Here is a 20,023-nt window from a genome sequence, read left to right on the forward strand (position 1 = left end):
GGCGCGTCACGACGAAGCGAGTTCTCCGAGCGTCCGCCGTGAAGCACGTAGTTCCGCGGCCATCAGCAGACCGCCCGTCCGAGCCTGGGCGAGCGCGTAACCGACGTCCGCGACCTTGTCCCAGGCCGCCCTCGCCGAGTCGGCCGTGCCGACCTCACCGGACAGGAGGCTCTGTTCGAGTTGCGCCTGCAAGCCGGGCAGGACGTTGGCGAGGTCGTCGGCGAGCTGCTGCAACGCGCCGATGGTGCGGCAGAGGTCGGCCGGCGAGGCCTGTTCCTCGGTCCGCAGCCGGCTGTACAGGTGACGCACGACTGTGCCGGCCTGTGCGGCCAGCAGATACGGCGGCTCCGCCGACTTCGGGTTCATTGCCCTGAAATACCCCGTCCACGACCTGCGAAAACAAGTTTGTGCCGAGAGGGCCGGGGGTATCAGCGGTTGTGACCGACAACGTACTCACCTTCGGGGTCGAGGAAGAGTTCTTCGTGGTGGGCCGGGACGGCCACCTCTCCCCGGCGGGAGATGCCGTCGTGGACGCCGCGGAGGAGGATCAGGGCGAACTCCAGCAGGAGCTCACCCGCTCCCAGGCCGAATCGGCCACCGGCGTCTGCACGACACACGACGAAGCCGAACGGCAGCTGACGGCGATGCGGACGGAACTGGCCGAAGCCGCCGCCCGGCGGGGCTGCCGTCTCCTGCCCAGCGGGAGCGCACCGCTGGCGGAGACGGAATTACCCGCCATCACACCGAATCCGCGCTACGAGCGGATGTCCGAACATTTCGGGGCGACCGCGCGGACGTCGCACACCTGCGGCTGTCACGTCCACATCGCCATCCCCGACCGGGAAACCGGGATCCAGGTGATCAACCGCGTCCGGCCCTTTCTGCCCGTGTTGCTGACCGTGACGGCCAATTCCGCGATCTGCGACGGGTACGACACCGGATACGCCAGCTGGCGTTACCAGCAGTGGAACCGCTGGCCCTCGGCCGGTTCGCCGCCGCGGTTCACCTCGCTGGACCACTACGAAAGCATCGTCGACGCCTGGCTCCGCGCGGGCGCCATCCTCGATCGCGCGATGGTCTATTGGGACGTAAGGCTTTCCGAGAAGCAGCCGACGGTGGAGTTCCGGTTCGCCGACGTCGCGGTCACTCCCGGCGAAGCGGTGCTGCTCGGGGTGCTGATCCGCGGGGTGGTCGGCACGGTCCTCGGTACGGAGGAGCGCCCCGCGGACTTGTCCAACGAAGTCTTACGGGCCCAGATCTGGCGTGCGTCACGGGAAGGGCTCTCGGGTCGCTGCCCGCATTTCCGGACCGGCGACCTCGCCCCGGCGAGCGAGGTGCTCGACGACGTCGTCACCTTCGCCGCCGGCGCGCTCGAGGAGGCCGGGGACCTCGACTTCGTCCGGGACGGCCTCGCCAGGCTGGTCGCCGAAGGCGGCGGGGCCGACCGGCAACGGGCGCGGTTCGAGAAGCGCCAGCGCGCGGAAGACGTCGTGGACCTGTTGGCCGTCCGGCCGGGTTGAGGGATAGGGCAAGGTGACAGGTTGCGAAAGCCACTTTCGCGACGCCTGATGTCGCGAAAGTGGCTTTCGCGACACAGTCGCCCAACGGCCACGAGGGGACCGCGCACCGCGACTCGACCCTTTTCTTACCCTCGATAACGGGTGGGTCCACCGTCATTCGCGTGTCCAGAAGGCGAACTCGCGTGATTGGGCGGCGAACTCGCGTGATCAGGCGGACGCCAGGCAGGCGGTCAGGTTTGGCCGAGTTCCGAAGGCCGGCGTAGCGGGCCCCAGTCGGCGTCGTCCCGCGCTCGCTCGCGCAACAGGCCGCGAGCCTCGTCGAGGACGGTGGTGGAGATCCGCCCGACGGGTTCGGGGTCGGTCAGCAGCGGCTCGTTGTCCGGTCCCGAACCGACCACGCGGCCCGCCAGCACCCAGGGTTTGGTCTCGCGGGGCCGCGCGTGCCTGAGGTGGCAATAGTCGTAAAGCCGCCTGGCGAGCCAGAGTTCGAGCGGCTGGTCCCGCCACCATGGCTCGGGATCGAGGGGGTTCACCGAAAGGCCAGGCAGTTCCGTGCCGGTGAGTTCGTCCCGGCTCGTGCCGGGGCGATGTTCGGGAGACGGCGCCCAGCGCACGTACAGGCCTTTCCGTCGCCGGACCAGCGCGGCGAGTTCCCCCAGGGATTCCAACTGCTGCATCGAGCGCTCCTGTGCGAAGGATGGACACGGTGACCGGCGCGCCGGCGTCCCTGCTCCGCCGGGGCTGCCCACGCCGGTCCACCTCACGGCCGGCGGACGTACAACCTCGCTGCACCGGCCATTGCGTTTCGGTTACCCGCTCGCGAGGGAACTACACCGGTTTCACCAGCGATCGATCCACGAGATGCGCGATCTCCTCCAGCGCCACCCTCGCTTCCGGGATCGCGGCCAGCATCCACGCGTGGATCATGCCCTCGTACTCGTGATAGCTCAACGGCACACCTTGTTCGGTGCACAGGGTGTGCAGCCGCCGGGCGTCGGAGAGGAGGACGTCCTTGGTCCCGATGTAGACGGACAAGGCGCCGAGCCCGGAGAGGTCGCCGGACAACGGGCTGAGCCTCGGATCGGTGCGCGGCAGCTGTCCACTGTAGAGCCTGGCCGCCTCGTTCAGTCCGGTGAGCGCGAGGTACGGGTCGCGCTCGTCCAGCGCCGGTTGCGCCGGATGGGTCATCGTCAGGTCCAGCCACGGCGACAGGAGGACGGTCTCCTTGGGCACCGGCCTGCCTTCGTCCCGCAACGCCTTGGTGAGCGCCAGCGCGATCCCGGCACCGGCGGAATCCCCCATCACGATCTGGTCCTCCGGGGCGACATCCGCGGAGAACTCGTCGTAGGCGCGGCGGACGAAAGCGGTGGTCTCCGGGCACTGGTGCGCCGGGGCCAGCGGGTAGATCGGCACGGTGACCGTGCAGCCGGTGCGGTCGATGAGCCGTCCGAAGAAGCGCCAGTGGTCGTGCTGGATCTGGTGCACGTAGGCGCCGCCGTGGAAGTACAGCACGTGGTTGCCGTCGCCCCCGCCGCCCGCCGGGCGGATGGTGTAACAGGGTCGTCCGTCCACTTCGGACCGCGTGACGTCGAACCGGCGCCTGATCGCGCGGATCGGCCCCCGGTCGCCCTTCGCCTGGCTGCTTTCGATGCTCCGGCGGAAGCGGTCGAGCTCGGCGTAGGTGCGCTTCCGGTTGGTGAGGCGCAACCACGCGAGCAGCGACTTCGCGGGGAGACTCGTCTTAGACCTGATCACGGGGAACCGTCCGATGCCAGTTGCGGGAGAACGTCCTTCGCTCCCCTTCGTATGCGTCGAGCTGTGCGTCGATCACGAATTCGGTGGGAGTGCAGGACACCCGGGTGCGGGTCTCGGACCGCGCTTCCCAGTCACCGCGGGCGAACGTCATCGACCACGCCGTCTCCGCCACCGGGGAGCAGAAGTCGTCGGCCACCCACGAGTACCGCTCGAACACGTTCCTGGTGACGTCGAGATCGATGTCGTCGAACCGGACCTTGCCCTCGTTCTTCACGATGTCGAGCGCGGATCGGTAGTCGATCAGGTCACGGGAGACGGTCCAGCGCTGTTCGCCGGGTTCGACCTGGGTCGCGGGCAGCGGTTCCGCGCCCTCGGGTTCGCCGAACGGCCGTGCCGGGACCTCGTCCGCTTCCGCCAGGGGCCGCACCGGAAGCGTGAGCGTGCTCTGTCCGGTGTGGACGGTCACCATCGCCGGTTCCGGCGGTGGCCACGCCAGCGGCCAGTACGACGACGAGATCGACAACCGGATCCGGTGCCCGGCGGGGAAGGCCTGCGCGACGGCGTTGAGCTCGACGCGCACCCGGTACCGCTTGCCCGGTTCCAGTGGCTCCGGATCTTCGTGCCCGTCCCGGTGGGTCAGGTTCAGCAACCCGTAGGTCACCCGCGTGGCCCTGCCGTCCGGCGAGACGTCGGACAGCCGGACGGCGACCTGCGCGACCGGCTTGTCCGCCGAGACCTCCAGATCCACCGCCGGCGAACCGAGGATTTCGCAGGGTTCGGTGAGTTCGTCGGTTTCGAAGACGAGCGAGCCGCCGTCCTCCTCCCGCTGGTCGTACGGCAGATCGGGCGGAGCACTGTAGGAGGCCCACTTACCGGCGAACTGACCGACCGAAAGCGGCGACTCCACCGACAGGTTCTCCGCCGGGACGTCCTCCCCCGGCCGGGCGATCCGGTGCCGGGCGAGCCGGTGCTCGGACGGGTGCACATGCGGCGAAGGCCAGGACGGCTCCCCCACCCAGCGGCCGGGGCGGTCCTCGTACGAGGTCGACGGTGGCACGCTGTCCTGCATCCACGTCTGGAGCATCGGCCCGTCCATGACGCCGTTCTCGGCGTCCTTCAGCCAGTGGTCCCACCAGCGGACCAGCTCCTGCAGGTAGCCGATGGCGGGTCCGGGGCGGCCGAGGTGCGGGTACTTGTGCGACCACGGCCCGATCAGGCCGCGCCGCGGCACGTCGAGATTGGCCAGCAGCCGGGAGACCGCGTTCGAGTACCCGTCCGCCCAGCCGCTGGAGGCGAGGACGGGCACCTGGACGTCGCTGTAGTTTTCGCAGACCGACGCGTGCCGCCAGTAGTCGTCCCGGCGCTGGTGGCTCAGCCATTCACCGGCCCAGAGGCTGCAGTTCTCCAGCCGTTCGTGCCACAGCTCGCGCCACCGCTCACCCGCCAGCGCGGGATCGGGCGGCAACGTCGCGTAAGCGAACATCGTGGAGGCTTCGGCGACGTTGTCCGAGAGCAGGCAACCACCCATGTAGTGCATGTCGTCGGAGTAGCGGTCGTCGGTGAACGACGAGATCGCGATCGCGGTCAGGCTCGGCGGTTTGCGTGCCGCCACCTGGAGGGCGGCGAACCCGCCCCAGGAGATGCCCATCATCCCCGTGCGGCCCGAACACCAGGGCTGCGCGGCGATCCATTCCAGCACGTCCTCGGCGTCGAGTTGCTCCCGTTCGAGGTACTCGTCGGTCAGCACGCCCTCCGACTCCCCCGAACCGCGGATGTCGACCCGGACACAGGCGTAGCCGTGCCCCGCGATGTACGGGTGGTGCACGGAGTCCCGCACCGAGGTCAGGTCGCGGTGCCGGTACGGGATGTACTCCAGGATCGCCGGGACCGGTTCACCGTCCGAAGCGACCGGCCGCCAGATCCGCGCCGACAGCCGGACGCCGTCGGAAACCGGGATCCAGACGTGGTCCTCCTCCGTGATCTCGTACGGTAGCGAGGCCACCGTCCGCATGGGCTATCCCTCCTCGAAGTCGAACCGCAGCGCCTCGGTGCACCGGCGGTACTTGCTCTCCATCTCCCGTTCGGTCTGTGCCGCGACGAAGATATGCGCGAGCTCGTAGCTGTAACTGTCCTGTTCGGGTAGTTCCGAAAGCCGGATTCCCTTCTCGGCCACCGGTTCGATCTTCACCCCGGGGATCTCCGCCTCCAGGTCCGCGATCTCGCCGCGGGTGGGCACCCTGGTGACCAGCGCGTCACGGAAGCGGCGGTAGTACCACTTGCCCGCGATCCGGTAGTCACCTTGGTTCCGGCGCCGTCCGGGATCCTGGCCGAGGCCCAGCTGGACCATGATCTGGTGGTTCGCCACTCCGTCGACGTACTCGAACAGTTCCGCGTGGGACTGGGAATGCCGCGGGTTGATCTCCAGCAGGCAGGCCTGCCCGGATTCGGGGTGACAGAAGAACTCGATGCTGAAAGTGGCGTTGTCGAAGCCGATCTGTTCCATCACGCGGACGGAGATCTCCCTCATCCGCTCGACGGCGTCCTCGGGCAGCTGCGACGGGTACTGATGACGAAGGAACGAAGCGGTGTCGGGATAGTTGATCGAGTCGAGGACACCGTAGACGGTGACCTGTCCTTTGTAGACATACCCTTCGGTCGCCGCCTGCACACCGGTGAGTTCGCCCTCGGCGAGGCACGCGGCCCCGCCGACGTCGGCCACCTCGGCGGGGAGGTCGACCATGCCGAGGATGCGGTCGAAGGGTTTGCCGATCCTGTCGACACCCGCCCGGATCTCGGCGACGGCCTTCTCGAAATCGTCGTCGTCGGCGACGTGGAAGGCCAGCTCCGAGGAGAACGACTTCACCGGTTTGAGCCACATGGGGTAGTCGACGCCCTCGGGCGGCCGGGGGTCGTCCTGGTCCAGGTCGACGACGCCGAACGACGGCACCTCGTCGATCACCTTCGCTTGTTCGAGGCGGCTCCAGTACTTGTCCTCGCACTTGAGCACCGCTTCGAGCGAAACACCGGGGAGGCCGTACTTCTCGCACAGCATGGCCACCATCGTCGAAGACGGGAAATCCCAGTAGCTGACGATCGCGTCGATCGACCCGTCGAAGGCGTCCAGCTGCGACTGCGCCTTTTCCACGAGCTCCACGATCGGGATCTCACCGTGCTGGAGTTCGTCCGGCGTCAGCAGACCGTGGAAGCGATACCGCTCGGCGCCGGGGACTCGTCTCAGCACCTCTTCGTTGCTGTCGTCGAGACCGATGACGAAGATGTTCTTTTCTTCTGCGTTGTTTTCCTCTGGGGGCCTGGAGGATGTGGTCATAGGCCAGTGCTACCCGCTCCGGTGATCCGGAAAACCCTGGTTTGCCCCCGTGGCCGCGCGGGAATCCGGGCGCCATGACGGAGTTGCCCGGAACGCGTTCACTGTGGCTCGACACCGCTCCCGCTCCCGATCGCACCGGGACGCCGCTGCCCGCCGAGGTCGACGTCGCCGTGCTCGGCGGCGGGATCGCCGGCCTCACCACTGCCTACCGGCTGGCGAGGGCCGGGCGCTCGGTGCTGGTACTGGAGGCCGGCCGCCTCGCGGCGGGGGTCTCCGGCCACACCACGGCGAAGGTCAGCACCCAGCACGGGCTGAAGTACGCCACGCTGGCGAAGACCAAAGGCGCCGAAGCCGCCGCGACATACGCCTACACGCAGGCGGCCGCGCTGGACTGGATCGCCGCGGCCACCGCCGAACTCGGCATCGACTGCGGCTTCACCCGTGCCGACAGTTTCGTCTACACGACCCATCCCGGAACGGTCGAAAGCCTCGAACGCGAAGCGGAAGCCGCGGCCGAGGCCGGGCTTCCCGCTTCCTATGTCACCGAGGTCGACCTCGACGTACCCGCCCTCGGCGCGGTGAAGTTCGCGTCGCAGGCGCACTTCCACCCGCGCCGCTGGCTGCTCGCCCTCGCCGATGAGATCGAACGCGCGGGCGGGACGATCGTCGAAGGCGTTCGGGCGGAAGGCGTCGACGAACTCGGCGGGGTGAAGGTGCGCACCAGTTCCGGCGACGTGCGGGCGGGCGAGGTCGTGGTGGCGACCCACTATCCCGTGTTCGACCGCGGCCTGTTCTTCGCCAGGCTCGACCCGGTCCGCGACCTCGTGGTCGCCGGCCCCGTCGAAGGCAACCACCCGCCGGAGGGAATGTACCTGGACGCCGATACCCACCATTCCGTGCGGAGCTATCTCAAAGACGGTGTCCCGTACGCGATCGCGGGCGGCGAGCACTACCGCGTCGGCGACTCCGTCGACGTCGAGAGCCGCCACGAACGCCTGGCGAGCTGGGCGAGCGAACACGCGGGCGTGCGCCGGGTCACCCATCGGTGGTCGGCTCATGATCTGTCCACTTTGGACTCCGTTCCGTACGTCGGGCGCTACCATCCGGCGAGCCGTCACCTGTGGGTCGCCACCGGCTTCGGCCAGTGGGGGATGACGGGCGGCACCGCGGCCGGGCTGCTGCTCGCGGACCTGCTGACCGGACGCGACAACCCGTCGGCGAGCCTGTACGACCCCAACCGCTTCGACCTCCGCTCCGCGATCTCGACAGTGGAGAACAACGCCACGGTGGCGAAGTTCCTGGTGGGCGACCACCTCAGCGCGTTGCGCAAACCCGCCTCCCTGGACGAACTCGCCCCCGGCGAGGCCAAGGTGACCCGTGACGGCGAAAAACTCGTCGCCGCCTACCGCGACCCGGGCGGAGAACTGCACGCCGTCGGCGCCCACTGCACCCATCTGGGCTGCCTCGTCGCGTTCAACAACGCGGAGAAGACCTGGGACTGCCCTTGCCACGGTTCGCGGTTCGACCTGGACGGGTCGGTGATCCAGGGCCCGGCCGTGCGCGCACTGCCGAAGAAGCGGGAGCGGTGATGACCGGCATCGGTGTCGAAGAGGAGTTCCTGCTGGTCGACCCCAGGACCGGGGTGAGCTGTCCCCGGGCGGAGGCCGTCCTCGAACGGCACCGGGTCTGCTGCCCGCTGCCGGACGGCGCGGCGGTCCACCGGGAACTGCGGCCGACGCAGATCGAGGCCGCCACCGGCGTCTGCGAAACGGCCGACGAGCTGTACGAACACCTGTCGGCCGGGCGCCGCTCACTCGCCGAAGCGGCGGCGGGCGAGGACTGCGCCATCATCGCCTCCGGCACTCCCCTGTGTCCCTCACCCCTGTGTCCCTCGCCCGACCGCGACTACGGCGCCGGCGACCGTTTCGGCAAGGTCGACGCGCTGTACGCCGGTGTGGTCAAGGCGTACGAGGCTTGCGGTTGCCACGTGCACATCGGCGTGCCGGACCGCGAGACCGCGATCGCCGTCGTGAACCATCTGGGCGAATGGCTGCCCACGTTGCTGGCGTTGTCGGGCAATTCGCCGTTCGAAGGGGGCCGCGACACCGGCTACGACAGCTGGCGAATGGTGGAGCAGAGCCGTTTCCCCGGCTCCGGCATCGCACCGTACTTCGCGGACGCCGCCGGATACGAGGAGCAGGTCGGGAAGCTGGTGGACTGCGGGGTGCTGGTCGACGACAACCAGACCTTCTGGCTCGCGAGGCCGTCCACGCGCTGGCCGACCGTCGAGGTCCGCGTCGCCGACACCGCGTCGACTGTGGACGAAGCCGTCCTGCAAGGGTTGCTGACGCGTGCGCTCGTGCGCACCGCGCTCGCCGACCTGGACCACGGGACGGAGGCGGTCCCGCTGGATCCGCAGATCGCCGCCGCCGCGGTGTGGTCGGCCGCGCGTCACGGCCTTTCCGGGCCGGCCGTCGATCCGGTGGCCGGTAAGCCGGTTCCGGTGGGCGACCGGGTCGCCGCGCTGCTCACGCGTACCGAGCAGGCGCTGGAGGACACCGGCGACCTGGGTCTCGTGCGCACCCTCCTCGGCAAGCTGGAACGGGAGGGCACCGGCGCCGAACGGCAGCGCCGGGCCGCCGCCGACGGGGAGGTCGCGGTGTTGCGGATGCTGACCGAAGAGACGGTTCCGCACGGCTAGATCGGGTACTCCCGGCACATGACGACGATCGACCGTGAGGTGGCCGCGAGGCTGCCCGAGATCCGCGGCCCGCTCTCGGCCGCCGTGGTGGACACCCTGGCAGGCGGCCGCCGTGACGACTTCGACCTCGATGCGGCGACCGATGCCGACCCGTTCGGCGAGGATCTGCAGCTGGCACTGCATGTCTGCTACGAGCTGCATTACCAGGGGTTCGACGGCGTCGACTCCGAATGGGAATGGGACCCCCGCCTGCTCGGCTTCCGGTCCGTTCTGGAGCACGCGTTCCTCGACGGCATCCGCGCCGCCGTACCCGGCGGAAACGACGTCCACGGCCTGCTGGACGACTTGCTGACCGAACCGGTCGACGGTGCGGGCGTTTCGCACTTCCTGCGTGACGAGGGCGAATGGTGGCACGTCGAGGAGTACTTCGCCCATCGGTCGATCTACCACCTCAAAGAGGCCGACCCCCACGCCTGGGTGATCCCGCGGCTGCGGGGCAGGGCCAAGGCGGCGCTGGTCGCCGTGGAGTTCGACGAGTTCGGGGGCGGGCGGGCCGACCAGGCGCATTCCCGCCTGTTCGCGGATCTGCTGACCGCGGCGGGACTGTCCGGCGGCTACCTCGCCTACCTCGACCACGTCCCGGCCGAGATGCTCGCGACGGTGAACATGATGTCGCTGTTCGGCCTGCACCGGAGCCTGCGTGGCGCGCTCGTCGGGCATTTCGCCGCCGCCGAGATCACCACCGCGCCCGCCGCCCGGCGCATGGACCAGGCACTGGAACGCCTCGGCGCGCCCGGGGAATGCCGCTACTTCTACACCGAGCACATCGAGGCCGACGCGGTGCACGAACAAGTGCTGCGGCACGACGTCATCGGGGATCTGCTCGACCGGGAGCCGGAACTGGCGGCGGACATCGCGCTGGGCATCCAGGCCACCGACCTGCTCGAGAACCGGCTGACCGAGCACCTGCTGGGCGCTTGGTCAGCCGGGGAGACCTCACTCCTCAGGCCGCTGCACCCCTTGCCGTGAGCGGCGGCGGTGGCTGGTGTCGCAGAACGGGTAACGCTTGCTGCGGCGGCAGGCGCAGAGGGCGACCAGGAAGCGGTCCGAGGTCACCGTCTCGCCGTCGTCCATGACGATCTCGACCGGCCCCTCCACCAGGAGGGGCCCGCCGGGGTCCAGCCGGACCTTGGTCCTACGGCCGGTCGGCACGGATCACCACCAGTTCTTCGTGCCGCTGCTCGGCCACGATCAGGCCGGCGGCTTCGAGGAAGGCCGCCCGCGCCCGCATCACCGGCCCGAACGGGATCGATCGGGTGGCGACCACCTCGGGCGTCAAGCCCGCCGCCCGTAACTGATCCAGCGACTTGTCCGGTCCCGCGACCGCGGAGTGGACCATCATCAGGTACCCGCCGGGCGCCACCAGGGACGACGCCTGCGCGCAGACCTGGTCGAGCACGATCCGGCCGTCCGGTCCGGCGTCCCACGCCCGCGCGGCCCCGGCCGCCGGCACCGGCGAGGGCACATAGGGCGGGTTCGCCAGCACGACGTCGAAGGGGCCGCCACGAGCCGCCTCGGCCAGGCCGCCACGCAGGGGCCGGACCGCAAGACGGCGCAGCCGCGAGTTGACCCAGACCGCGGCCAGCGCCCGCCGGGAGATGTCCACGGCGGTCACGGACCCCGCGCCGTGCGCCGCGGCCGTCAGCGCGAGCGCCCCTGTCCCGGTGCAGAGGTCGAGAACTCTCGCCCCGGCGGGCATTCCGGACGCGCTCAACGCCTCCGCCAGTAGCCAGGTGTCGTCTTGCGGGCGATAGACGCCCGGTGGCCGCAGCAGCCACGGCCGCGTCCGGACAAGTGGAATCGCTGCGCTGGAGATCGCGGTCATGTCCCCTCCGGTTCACCGTCGTTGCCGACGACTACCCCGGCCGGGTGGCGCCAAACGTCCACAAAGGTCTGGCGCGCGAGGGTTGAAACGGCGCGAAAGGGGTAGCCGCAAGGAAAGCGACCGAAGGAGAAGCGCCATGGACGCCGAGCGCAAGTCCGGAAATGAAGACAAACGGGACGAGGAAGACCGCGAAGAGGTCCGAGGGGAACAGGGCACGTCGTCCGGCGACCCCCACGACGACACCGATCCGCAATCGGGTTGATCACGCGGCGGAATCGCCTCCGGCCCCCCATTGGCCGGGGGCGTTTCACGACGTCTTCCCGGGGTATCCGACGAACTTGGCGGCGAAACGGAGGCGTTCCCGATGAACCGACGTACGACAGGCTCCCCGCTGCGAGCGGTGGTACTGGTCATCGCGCTGGTCCACCTCGTATTGGGTGTGCTCGGCTTCTTTTTCCTTCCCGAGGCGAACCAGGCAGGCGAGAACACACTATGGGTGTTCAGCGCGACCGGAATGCTCAATGTCATCCGCGCCGTGCTCGGTGTCCTCGGCTTGATGGCGGTGTTCAAACCGTCCGCGATCCTGGCTTACAGCTGGATGGCTTTCGTGGCGTTCACAGGTCTGACCGCATTCGGGATTCTCTCGGCGAGTACGGATATCGCCGGTGACGCGGTCAACTTCGGCTGGGCCGACAACGTCCTCCACGCGCTGACCGCGCTCGCGGCGCTCGTGGTCGGTATCGCGGCCACGAGGGTTTCCGGCGGGAATCGAACTAAGACGGCGGAGAACGTTTAGTCCGTCCACTACGGGCAACTTTGCGGATATGACGAAAGTGGCCCCGCTCCGGATCCTTCTGTGGCACGTCCACGGTTCCTGGACCGAATCGTTCGTGCGCGGTGGCCATCGCTGCTACCTCCCGCTGCTCGCCGGAGGCGGGCCGTGGGGACGGGGGCTCAGCGGACGTGAGTGGCCTTCCGCCGAAGAGGTACCGGTCGAAGAACTGAAGGATCTCGACATCGACGTCGTCATCCTTCAGCGGCCGGAAGAGGTCCAGTTGGCCGCGCGATGGCTGCACCGCCGCCCCGGCAAGGAAGTACCCGCCGTCTATGTCGAACACAACACGCCCCGGGAGCACGCGGCCACCACCCGGCACCCGCTGGCCGACCGTGCCGACATCCGGCTGGTCCACGTGACCCACTTCAACGACCTGATGTGGGACTCCGGTCTCGCCCCCACGGTGGTCATCCCCCACGGCATCCCCGATCCGGGTGAACGCTACACCGGGGAGCTTCCGCACGGCGTGGCCCTGATCAACGAACCGGCGCGGCGAGGGCGGATCACCGGGAGCGATCTCCTGCCCGCCTTCGCGGACATCGCGCCGGTCGACCTGTACGGGATCGGCAGCGAAGACCTCGACGGCCGTCATCCCGCGCTGCGTCCCGGCGGCGACCTGCGCAGCCGGGAACTGCACGCCGAAGTCGCCCGGCGCCGCGTGTATCTGCACACCGCACGGTGGACGTCGCTGGGCCTGTCGCTACTCGAGGCGATGCACCTCGGCATGCCGGTCGTCGCACTGGCGACCACTGAAGCGGTACTCGCGGTCCCCTCCGATGCCGGCGCCGTCTCGACGGACGTCGACGCGCTCGCGAAGGCCTATCGCGAGCTGATCCATGAACCCGATTTCGCCGTGCTGGCGGGAAAATCCGCACGCGAGTTCGCCTTGAGCCACTACGGGCTCGATGCGTTCCTCGAGCGCTGGGACACCCTGCTGGCAGAGGTGATCGCTTGATTTCGCCGACCGCGGCGGGAAGGAGTCCGATGAGGATCGCGATGGTTTCCGAGCACGCCAGCCCTCTCGCCGCCCTCGGCGGAGCCGACGCGGGCGGGCAGAACGTTCACGTGGCCGAGCTTTCCGCCGCGTTGAGCAGGCAGGGACACGACGTCACCGTCTACACGCGCCGCGAGAACCGGCGCGTCCCGGCGACGGTCGAAACGCCAGACGGCTACCGCGTCGTCCACGTCGCGGCCGGGCCGGCGAGGAAACTGCCGAAGGACGAACTGCTGCCGCATATGGGAGAGTTCGGCCGCGTGCTGCGGTCCCGCTGGACCAAGGACCGGCCCGACGTCGTCCACGCGCATTTCTGGATGTCCGGCCTGGCCTCGGTTCTCGCGGCGAAGGATCTCGGCATCCCGGTCACCCAGACCTTTCACGCGCTGGGCGTGGTGAAACGGCGCTATCAGGGCAAAAACGACACGAGCCCGGCCGAGCGGATGCGGCTCGAACGGATGATCGCCAAACAGGCCGACCGGGTGATCGCGACCTGCTCGGACGAGGTCTTCGAACTCGTGCGCATGGGCCTGCCGCGTTCACGCGCCTCCGTGGTCCCTTGTGGTGTGGACCTGAACAAATTCACCCCAGATGGTGAACGGGCTCCCCGCACGGCGGCACACCGGATCGTCAGTGTCGGCAGGTTGGTGCCGCGCAAGGGTTTCGACCTCGCCATCGCCGCGCTCGCCTCGCTGCCGGACACGGAACTGGTCATCGCGGGCGGTCCGGATTCGGGTCCGCTCACCGAGGCTCCGGAAGTGCGGCGGCTGCTCGCGATCGCCGACCGGCTGGGCGTCACCGACCGCGTGCGCCTGCCGGGACTCGTGTCGCGCGAACAGATGCCCGCGCTGCTGCGCTCCGCCGACGCGGTGGTCTGCACGCCTTGGTACGAACCGTTCGGCATCGTGCCGCTGGAGGCGATGGCCTGCGGAGTCCCGGTCGTGGCGACCGCGGTCGGCGGGCTGACCGACACCGTCGTCGACGGCGTCACAGGACTGCTGGTCCCGCCGCGCAATCCGAAGGAACTGGCGGGAGCGCTGCGGCGGCTCCTCAATGATGCTTCGGCGTGCGAGTCGTTCGGGATCGCCGGTGCCGACAGGGTGCGGGCGCGATACTCGTGGGATCGGGTGGCGGCGGACACCTTGCGCGCCTATGGCCGCGTTCTGAGCGAGGACACCGAAGTGGCGGCAGCCGCCTCCCCTTCCTGACCTCCCGCGCGTGCGTCCGTGAAGGCCTCCTTGAGGGACTCTGGGTCCCTCAAGGAGGCCTTCACGGACGTCTGCCTACGCGTGGACCGGGGCTCACCCGACGTAGCGCCGCGCGACCGAGTTCCGCTGCGACTCCTCCAGCAGCACCAGCCCGCGCTCGACGCCCGCCGGGACCACCGCGCGTTCCCGCAGCACCCACGGGATCCCCCGCACCGCTTCGGCCACCGCCGCGATCGTCGCCCGGTCGAAGGGCGCCGAACGCAGTACCGCGATCATCCGGCGCAGGACACTGCCGAGCGGACGCCGCAGCCACAACGTCCAGAGGGTGTTCCGGATGCCGAGTTGACGGCGCCGCCGCGGGTCCCGGAGGGTCGAAGGGGCATGGTGGATCACCATCTCCTCGTCCCAGCACATCCACCAGCCCTTCGCCGCGAGGTCGAGGGCGAACAGCTCCTCCTCTCCCCCGAGCCACATCCGCTCGGAGAAGCCGCCGACCTCGTGGAAAGCGCGGACCCGGACGGCCGACAGGCCCGCCATCACGCCCAGCAGCGCCGGGCCGGGGAGCCAGTCCGGGCCGGGGACCGGGGAATACCGCAGTTCCGGGGTGATCGGGTCCTCGGTCAACGACGGCTCCACCAGGCACCGTCCGGTCACCACACCCAGCTCGGGATACGCGTCGAGCCGGTCGGCGGCGCGGCGCAGGGAGCCCGGCTGCCATCGGGTGTCGTCGTCGCAGAAAGCGACATAAGGGGTACTGACCTCGCGGACGGCCAGATTGCGCGCGACGGCACCCAGGTTCCGCGGCGATCGGATCATCCGGATCGCGGGGAACCGCTCCTCGACGGCGTCCGCGGTGCCGTCGGTGGAAGCGTTGTCCACCACCACGATGGGCGCCGCGTCGGGCAGCGCCGTCATCGACGCGAGCGTCTCCAGCAGCTGTGCGCGCCGGTTGTGCGTGATCACCACGACCGTGATCCGGTCTTCCACTTCAGCCTCCATGTGCGTGTTCCAGAACACGGATCCGGCGCTCCACCGAGGCGGGCAGCCGTTGTCTGTCGGCGAGCGCCCGCGGCAACCGCCGGAGCACGCCGGCGAGCGCGCCGAGCACGCGCGGCTCCCGCGGGACCCTCGCCACCGCCCGGAATCCTTCGGCGAGACAGCGGCGCAGCGGCCGCCTCATCACCGTGATCAGCATCCGGTTGCGGAGTTCGGCACGTTCACGCCAGGACGAAGACGGCCGCACCCGTGACGGGTGATGGTGCGCCCGCACCGCCTCCGCGTAACAAAGCCACCAGCCACGCGCCGCCAGGTCGTAGGACAGCAGTTTCTCCTCGGCACCGAAATGCAGCAGGGGATGGAACCCCGCGGCCTGCAGATACGCCGTCCGGCGGACGATCGCGGAGCACGCGAGGAACCCGAGCACCGCCGGTCCGGGAAGCCCGTCAGGCCTGCCGAGCGGGCTGTCGGCCATCAGCGAGACGACCGGGTCCTCGCGTTCTTCCTCACCCACCAGGGTTTTCGCGGCCACCAGGCCGACGTCGTCGTGGGTGTCGAGGATGCGCTCGGCCTCGGTGAGCGCGTCGTCGGCCCACCACGAATCGTCGTCACTGAAGGCGACGTACGGCGTCCGAGCCACCGCGACACCGAGGTTCCTGGCCGCCATACCGATGTTGCGCGGCAACCGGATCACGTGGACGCCGGGGAACGCGGCCGCCCGGTCCGCCGTGCCGTCGGAAGAGCCGTTGTCCACCACCACGATCGGCGGTGGCGGCCGCAGCGCGGTCAGCTCCCGCAAGGTGCGTTCCAGTTCCGGTGCCCGATCGCGGGTCGCGATCACCACCGTCGTCTTCGCCGTGTTCATCGCACCGGCCGGGATTTGAGCGCCTTCACCATGTCCCGCATGAGCCCGTCGTCGGCGGGCAGCGCGCGGAGCGCGGCCACCGCCCGGCCCTGCACCGAAGAACACCAGCGCCACCAGGAGTCGAGAACCTCCCGATCACCCGCCTCCTCGGCCCGGACGAGGGCGGGCCAGCCGAGCGCGTCGGCCTGGGCGCTGACCTTGCCACCGCCCTCCACCGGGTCGATCGCCAGTGCGGGCACCCCCGCTTGAAGACTCAGCACCAGCCCGTGCAGCCGCGTCGTGACCACGACGTCCAGATGCGACAGGATCGACATGAACTGATCCGGTGTCTCACAACGCTCCCAGTCCGAAGACGCCAGCCGGGTGTCGAGGGGCACCCTGGCGCAGTCGACCCCGGCGATCCACTTCTGCACCGAGCCGTGCACCTCCGAATGGTGACCCGAGTCGCCGTACTCCGGTTGCGGTGGCGCCAGGATCACCCCGGTCACCAGCACTTCGCCGGTCCGCACGCCGAGGGAGAGATCCGGCGTGCCGATCCCGTCGTGATCCCGCGCGAACACCTGGTCGAAGCCCGTGACCGTGTCGTCCTCCGGATCGATCACCGAGACCCCGACCGCGATCCGGTGACAATGCGCGAACCTGCGATGTACCTCCCGTACCTGCCATCCGTGCGCGGGCCCGCAGACGAACACCACGTGGCTGTACCGCGCCGGATCCACTTCTTCGTAATTCACGTCGTCCGGCCGGTAGACCGGACTCCAGGCCACATCATGCGGCAACCCCATGGTGGACAGCGCCTCGTCGACCCTTCGCATACTGAGGACGTCTCCTGCGGTCGCCTCGCCGTGGCGGAAGCTCGCCCAGCCGATCACCAATGCACGCATATCGGAGGCTTACCCGGCATCTCCAGGTTCACACGGTTTTTCCGGCGCACGCAGCGGGTAGCCCGTCGCCATGGACAGAGCGCTGGTGACCGGGGGTGCGGGTTTCGTCGGCTCGCATCTGTGCGAACGACTGCTGGAGACGGGTACGGAGGTCGTCGCGGCCGACAACTTCGCCACCGCCGCCACGGCCAACGTGGCGCATCTCCTCGACCGGCCGGGTTTCCGGCTCCTTTCCCGTGACGTCACGGCGCCGATGACCGCGCCGGGCCCGTTCGACGTCGTCTTCCACCTGGCGTCCGCCGCCTCGCCCCGCGACTACTTCCGCCTCCCGCTCGAGACGCTGCGCGCCGGCTCCTACGGCACCGAACGGGCGCTGGACATCGCCGAACGCGACGGCGCCCGGTTCGTCCTCGCGTCGACGAGCGAGGTCTACGGCGATCCTCAGGAGCACCCGCAGCGCGAGGAATACTGGGGCCATGTGAACCCGATCGGCCCGCGCAGCGTCTACGACGAGGCCAAGCGGTACGCCGAAGCGCTCACTTCGGCGATGCGCCGGGAGCGCGGCGCGAACACCGGCATAGCGCGGATCTTCAATACCTACGGCCCGCGCATGCGTCCCGACGACGGCCGCATGATCCCGACGTTCATCGGGCAGGCGCTGGCGGGCGAGCCGCTCACCGTGACCGGCGACGGCAGCCAGACCCGCTCGCTCTGCTACGTCGACGACACCGTCCGCGGCCTGATCGCGCTGGCCGGCTCCGACGTGCCCGGCCCGGTGAATCTCGGCAATCCGCACGAGCTCACCGTGCTGCGGATCGCGGAGGAGATCGTCGCCGTCACCGGCAGCTCGTCCGGGATCGAGCATGTCGAGGCCGCCGTCGACGATCCGGCCCGCCGATGCCCGGACATCTCCCGCGCCCGCCGTGAGCTCGGCTGGGCTCCTGAGGTCCCGATGGCAGAGGGGCTTCCCCGCACGATCACCTGGTTCTCGCGGCAACGGTCCGCCGCCGGTTTCTGAACGGGTAAGGCAAAGGTGCCGGGTCACGGGAATTCGCTCGCGACCGCGGGGCGACCGTGTCGCGAAAGCCACTTTCGGGACCTCAGGCGTCGCGAAAGTGGCTTTCGCGACCTCGCACCTTTGCCTCACCCCTCGATAACCCGCGACTCGCGTGCGTCTGGACGTAAGACGCGTGCTTGAAGCCGGAACTCGCGTGTCTCAGCCGGAAGACTCGAGTTCCGGCTTCAGTCACGTGAGTCCCGTGTCTGGACACGCGAATGCCGCCGGATCCCCCGAGAGACGCTTCGCTGAGTAGCGACGTCCTGGGGTTTTGCGCCGCGTCGTTTATCCACGACTGCACCGGGTAGCGCTACGGGAGTAAGCGCGGGTCACATCCCGCATCCCCGACCGGAGAGGTGGCCCGGTGCGCATTCTCGGTGTCAACGCCGTCTTCCACGACCCGGCCGCGGCCTTGGTCGTCGACGGCGAAATCGTGGCGGCGGCTGAGGAAGAACGGTTCAGCCGTCGCAAACACGGCAAACGGCCGGTGCCGTTCTCCGCTTGGGAGCAACCGGCGGAGGCCGCCGCGTGGTGCCTGGCCGAGGCCGGGATCGCCGCTCAAGATCTCGACGCGGTCGGTTATTCGTACGATCCGGCGCTCGTCGAGCCGGGGCTGGCGGGGCACGACGGGAAGAACGAGTGCCTCCGCACCGACTTCGCCCGCCGCGCCCCCGCGTTCCTGAAAGCGGCCTTGCCGGGGCTCGATCCCGCGACCGTCCGGTTCGTCCGGCACCACGTCGCGCACGCCGCCTCGGCCGCGCTCGCCGCGCCGTTCGGGGACTGCGCGGTGCTGGTCGCCGACGGCCGCGGCGAGAGCACGTCGTATCTCGCGGGCGAGTACCGCGACGGCAAGTTCGAGGAGCTCGCCGAGCAACGGCTCCCCCATTCGCTCGGGCTGATGTACGAGGACCTGACCGAGCATCTCGGTTTCGCCCGGTCCAGTGACGAGTACAAGGTGATGGCGCTGGCGTCGTACGGGAAGCCCCGCTTCCTCGATCAGATCGCCGAAAGCGTGCACACCAACGGGATGGGCTTCCGCACCGACGAGATCGACTGGGCGTCGTTCGCGCCCGCCGTCGAGCCGGGGCAGGAACCGGGGCAGGTCCACGCCGACCTGACCGCGAGCGTGCAGCGATGCCTGGAGGACGTGCTGCTGGAACTGGCGGCCGGGCTCCACGAGCACACCGGGCACGCCGATCTGGCGATGGCGGGCGGGATCGCGCTCAACTGCGTCGCCAACACCCGGCTCCACGCCGAGGGACCGTTCGACCGGATCTGGGTCCAGCCCGCCGCCGGTGACGCCGGCACCGCGCTCGGCGCGGCCCTGCAACTCGCCGCCGACTTCGGCGAGCGCGGCGCCCCGATGACCGGCGCCGGCCTCGGCCGCGGCTGGACGGACGATCAGATCGAGAACGCGCTCCGGACCGCGAACGTCCGTTACGAGCGGCCGGACGACGTCGCCGAGGCTGTCGCCGAAGCGCTGGCGGAAGACCGGATCGTGGCCTGGTTCCAGGGCCGGTCGGAGTTCGGCCCGCGCGCGCTCGGCCACCGGTCGCTGCTGGCGCATCCCGGGCACGAGGCCAATCTGGAGCGGCTGAACGACGTCAAGGGGCGCGAACAGTTCCGCCCGGTCGCCCCGATGGTGCTCGCCGAACGCGCGGGAGAGATCTTCTCCCGCGGGCCGCTGCCCAGTCCGTACATGCTTTTCGTGCACGACGTCGCGCAGGAGTGGCGGGACCGCATCCCGGCCGTCACGCACGTCGACGGCACGGCCCGCGTGCAGACGGTCGACGCGGGCGAGGCACCGCTCGTCGCCCGGATGCTCGGCGCGTTCGAACGGCGCACCGGGCTTCCCACCGTGGTCAACACCAGCCTCAACACCGCGGGGAGGCCGATGGTCGACTCCCCGAGGGACGCGCTGGAGTGCTTCGGTTCGGCCCCCATCGACCTGCTCGCCATCGGGCCCTTCGTGGTCCGCCGCCCTTGACCCCTTGG

Annotated in this window: 20 protein-coding genes; 10 read left to right on the forward strand and 10 right to left on the reverse strand. The window is 69.6% G+C overall.

Annotation, left to right across the window (positions count from 1 at the left end):
- Window positions 1–6: 6 nt before the first annotated feature.
- Window positions 7–366: a hypothetical protein gene (locus ACIHAO_RS30440; RefSeq protein WP_396563582.1), complete on the reverse strand. Its 360-nt coding sequence runs from the start codon at window positions 364–366 to the stop codon at window positions 7–9.
- A gap of 71 nt (window positions 367–437) precedes the next feature.
- Between ACIHAO_RS30440 and ACIHAO_RS30445 the strand changes: the two genes are divergently transcribed.
- Window positions 438–1,520: a glutamate--cysteine ligase gene (locus tag ACIHAO_RS30445; protein WP_396563584.1), complete on the forward strand. Its 1,083-nt coding sequence runs from the start codon at window positions 438–440 to the stop codon at window positions 1,518–1,520.
- A gap of 230 nt (window positions 1,521–1,750) precedes the next feature.
- Here ACIHAO_RS30445 and ACIHAO_RS30450 read toward each other — a convergent pair whose 3' ends face one another.
- The 4 genes from ACIHAO_RS30450 to ACIHAO_RS30465 form a co-directional block, all read right to left on the reverse strand.
- Window positions 1,751–2,197 (reverse strand): DUF6098 family protein, encoded by a 447-nt coding sequence (locus tag ACIHAO_RS30450; RefSeq protein ID WP_396563586.1) that lies wholly within the window; start codon window positions 2,195–2,197, stop codon window positions 1,751–1,753.
- A 151-nt stretch (window positions 2,198–2,348) separates the two neighbouring features.
- Window positions 2,349–3,275 (reverse strand): alpha/beta hydrolase, encoded by a 927-nt coding sequence (locus tag ACIHAO_RS30455; protein ID WP_396563588.1) that lies wholly within the window; start codon window positions 3,273–3,275, stop codon window positions 2,349–2,351.
- A complete protein-coding gene (locus ACIHAO_RS30460; protein WP_396563590.1) occupies window positions 3,262–5,286 on the reverse strand; it encodes a CocE/NonD family hydrolase in 2,025 nt (674 codons plus the stop codon). The genes ACIHAO_RS30455 and ACIHAO_RS30460 overlap by 14 nt, the downstream gene beginning before the upstream one ends.
- A 3-nt stretch (window positions 5,287–5,289) precedes the next feature.
- Window positions 5,290–6,603, reverse strand: coding sequence for an acetyl-CoA carboxylase biotin carboxylase subunit family protein (locus ACIHAO_RS30465; protein ID WP_396563592.1), 1,314 nt, complete (start codon window positions 6,601–6,603; stop codon window positions 5,290–5,292).
- A 74-nt stretch (window positions 6,604–6,677) separates the two neighbouring features.
- On the opposite strand from ACIHAO_RS30465, the gene ACIHAO_RS30470 reads away from it, so the two are divergent.
- From ACIHAO_RS30470 to ACIHAO_RS30480, 3 genes are read left to right on the forward strand one after another with little or no spacing between them, the layout of a single operon-like run.
- A complete protein-coding gene (locus ACIHAO_RS30470) occupies window positions 6,678–8,192 on the forward strand; it encodes an FAD-dependent oxidoreductase (protein WP_396563594.1) in 1,515 nt (504 codons plus the stop codon).
- Window positions 8,192–9,304 (forward strand): glutamate--cysteine ligase, encoded by a 1,113-nt coding sequence (locus tag ACIHAO_RS30475; RefSeq protein WP_396563596.1) that lies wholly within the window; start codon window positions 8,192–8,194, stop codon window positions 9,302–9,304. The genes ACIHAO_RS30470 and ACIHAO_RS30475 overlap by 1 nt, the downstream gene beginning before the upstream one ends.
- An 18-nt stretch (window positions 9,305–9,322) precedes the next feature.
- Window positions 9,323–10,333 carry an iron-containing redox enzyme family protein gene (locus ACIHAO_RS30480; RefSeq protein WP_396563598.1) on the forward strand — a complete coding sequence of 337 codons (1,011 nt, stop codon included), beginning with the start codon at window positions 9,323–9,325 and terminating at the stop codon, window positions 10,331–10,333.
- On the opposite strand, the gene ACIHAO_RS30485 is transcribed toward ACIHAO_RS30480, so the two are convergent.
- Both ACIHAO_RS30485 and ACIHAO_RS30490 read right to left on the reverse strand, forming a co-directional pair.
- Window positions 10,301–10,516 (reverse strand): CDGSH iron-sulfur domain-containing protein, encoded by a 216-nt coding sequence (locus ACIHAO_RS30485; protein ID WP_125794712.1) that lies wholly within the window; start codon window positions 10,514–10,516, stop codon window positions 10,301–10,303. The two genes, ACIHAO_RS30480 and ACIHAO_RS30485, sit on opposite strands and share 33 nt — an antisense overlap.
- The gene (locus ACIHAO_RS30490; protein WP_396563600.1) at window positions 10,500–11,189 is read right to left on the reverse strand and encodes a HemK2/MTQ2 family protein methyltransferase; all 690 of its coding nucleotides are present in this window, start codon (window positions 11,187–11,189) and stop codon (window positions 10,500–10,502) included. Before ACIHAO_RS30490 ends, ACIHAO_RS30485 begins: the two co-directional genes overlap by 17 nt.
- 136 nt (window positions 11,190–11,325) lie before the next feature.
- On the opposite strand from ACIHAO_RS30490, the gene ACIHAO_RS30495 reads away from it, so the two are divergent.
- From ACIHAO_RS30495 to ACIHAO_RS30510, 4 genes are all read left to right on the forward strand, one after another.
- A complete protein-coding gene (locus ACIHAO_RS30495; protein ID WP_396563602.1) occupies window positions 11,326–11,451 on the forward strand; it encodes a hypothetical protein in 126 nt (41 codons plus the stop codon).
- Between the two features lie 102 nt (window positions 11,452–11,553).
- A complete protein-coding gene (locus tag ACIHAO_RS30500; RefSeq protein WP_396563604.1) occupies window positions 11,554–11,985 on the forward strand; it encodes a DUF4383 domain-containing protein in 432 nt (143 codons plus the stop codon).
- A 28-nt stretch (window positions 11,986–12,013) separates the two neighbouring features.
- Window positions 12,014–12,979: a glycosyltransferase gene (locus tag ACIHAO_RS30505; protein ID WP_396563606.1), complete on the forward strand. Its 966-nt coding sequence runs from the start codon at window positions 12,014–12,016 to the stop codon at window positions 12,977–12,979.
- 29 nt (window positions 12,980–13,008) lie between these two features.
- On the forward strand, window positions 13,009–14,226 hold the full coding sequence (locus tag ACIHAO_RS30510; RefSeq protein ID WP_396563608.1) for a glycosyltransferase: 1,218 nt from the start codon (window positions 13,009–13,011) through the stop codon (window positions 14,224–14,226).
- Between the two features lie 93 nt (window positions 14,227–14,319).
- Here the strand turns inward: ACIHAO_RS30510 and ACIHAO_RS30515 are convergent, their stop codons facing one another.
- The 3 genes from ACIHAO_RS30515 to ACIHAO_RS30525 are packed head-to-tail and all read right to left on the reverse strand — an operon-like array spanning window position 14,320 to window position 16,971.
- A complete protein-coding gene (locus ACIHAO_RS30515; protein ID WP_396563610.1) occupies window positions 14,320–15,225 on the reverse strand; it encodes a glycosyltransferase family 2 protein in 906 nt (301 codons plus the stop codon).
- Complete coding sequence (locus ACIHAO_RS30520; RefSeq protein WP_396563612.1) at window positions 15,215–16,087, reverse strand: glycosyltransferase family 2 protein; 873 nt, start codon at window positions 16,085–16,087, stop codon at window positions 15,215–15,217. The genes ACIHAO_RS30515 and ACIHAO_RS30520 overlap by 11 nt, the downstream gene beginning before the upstream one ends.
- Entirely contained in the window at window positions 16,084–16,971 is an 888-nt protein-coding gene (locus ACIHAO_RS30525; RefSeq protein ID WP_396563614.1) for a polysaccharide pyruvyl transferase family protein, read from the reverse strand. Before ACIHAO_RS30525 ends, ACIHAO_RS30520 begins: the two co-directional genes overlap by 4 nt.
- Before the next feature lie 70 nt (window positions 16,972–17,041).
- On the opposite strand from ACIHAO_RS30525, the gene ACIHAO_RS30530 reads away from it, so the two are divergent.
- The gene (locus ACIHAO_RS30530) at window positions 17,042–17,989 is read left to right on the forward strand and encodes a UDP-glucuronic acid decarboxylase family protein (protein ID WP_396563616.1); all 948 of its coding nucleotides are present in this window, start codon (window positions 17,042–17,044) and stop codon (window positions 17,987–17,989) included.
- Window positions 17,990–18,392: 403 nt separating this feature from the next.
- The gene (locus tag ACIHAO_RS30535; RefSeq protein ID WP_396563618.1) at window positions 18,393–20,015 is read left to right on the forward strand and encodes a carbamoyltransferase; all 1,623 of its coding nucleotides are present in this window, start codon (window positions 18,393–18,395) and stop codon (window positions 20,013–20,015) included.
- The last annotated feature ends 8 nt before the right edge of the window (window positions 20,016–20,023 follow it).

Source organism: Amycolatopsis sp. NPDC052450 (assembly GCF_044547565.1).
GTDB lineage: Bacteria > Actinomycetota > Actinomycetes > Mycobacteriales > Pseudonocardiaceae > Amycolatopsis.

Excerpts from the sequence above, each read along its gene's own strand:
- ACIHAO_RS30440 (WP_396563582.1), bottom strand. The coding sequence starts at position 366 with ATGAACCCGAAGTCGGCGGAGCCGCCGTATCTGCTGGCCGCACAGGCC.
- ACIHAO_RS30450 (WP_396563586.1), bottom strand. The coding sequence starts at position 2,197 with ATGCAGCAGTTGGAATCCCTGGGGGAACTCGCCGCGCTGGTCCGGCGA.
- ACIHAO_RS30460 (WP_396563590.1), bottom strand. The coding sequence starts at position 5,286 with ATGCGGACGGTGGCCTCGCTACCGTACGAGATCACGGAGGAGGACCAC.
- ACIHAO_RS30465 (WP_396563592.1), bottom strand. The coding sequence starts at position 6,603 with ATGACCACATCCTCCAGGCCCCCAGAGGAAAACAACGCAGAAGAAAAG.
- ACIHAO_RS30470 (WP_396563594.1), top strand. The coding sequence starts at position 6,678 with ATGACGGAGTTGCCCGGAACGCGTTCACTGTGGCTCGACACCGCTCCC.
- ACIHAO_RS30475 (WP_396563596.1), top strand. The coding sequence starts at position 8,192 with ATGACCGGCATCGGTGTCGAAGAGGAGTTCCTGCTGGTCGACCCCAGG.
- ACIHAO_RS30480 (WP_396563598.1), top strand. The coding sequence starts at position 9,323 with ATGACGACGATCGACCGTGAGGTGGCCGCGAGGCTGCCCGAGATCCGC.
- ACIHAO_RS30490 (WP_396563600.1), bottom strand. The coding sequence starts at position 11,189 with ATGACCGCGATCTCCAGCGCAGCGATTCCACTTGTCCGGACGCGGCCG.
- ACIHAO_RS30495 (WP_396563602.1), top strand. The coding sequence starts at position 11,326 with ATGGACGCCGAGCGCAAGTCCGGAAATGAAGACAAACGGGACGAGGAA.
- ACIHAO_RS30500 (WP_396563604.1), top strand. The coding sequence starts at position 11,554 with ATGAACCGACGTACGACAGGCTCCCCGCTGCGAGCGGTGGTACTGGTC.
- ACIHAO_RS30505 (WP_396563606.1), top strand. The coding sequence starts at position 12,014 with ATGACGAAAGTGGCCCCGCTCCGGATCCTTCTGTGGCACGTCCACGGT.
- ACIHAO_RS30510 (WP_396563608.1), top strand. The coding sequence starts at position 13,009 with ATGAGGATCGCGATGGTTTCCGAGCACGCCAGCCCTCTCGCCGCCCTC.
- ACIHAO_RS30515 (WP_396563610.1), bottom strand. The coding sequence starts at position 15,225 with ATGGAGGCTGAAGTGGAAGACCGGATCACGGTCGTGGTGATCACGCAC.
- ACIHAO_RS30520 (WP_396563612.1), bottom strand. The coding sequence starts at position 16,087 with ATGAACACGGCGAAGACGACGGTGGTGATCGCGACCCGCGATCGGGCA.
- ACIHAO_RS30525 (WP_396563614.1), bottom strand. The coding sequence starts at position 16,971 with ATGCGTGCATTGGTGATCGGCTGGGCGAGCTTCCGCCACGGCGAGGCG.
- ACIHAO_RS30530 (WP_396563616.1), top strand. The coding sequence starts at position 17,042 with ATGGACAGAGCGCTGGTGACCGGGGGTGCGGGTTTCGTCGGCTCGCAT.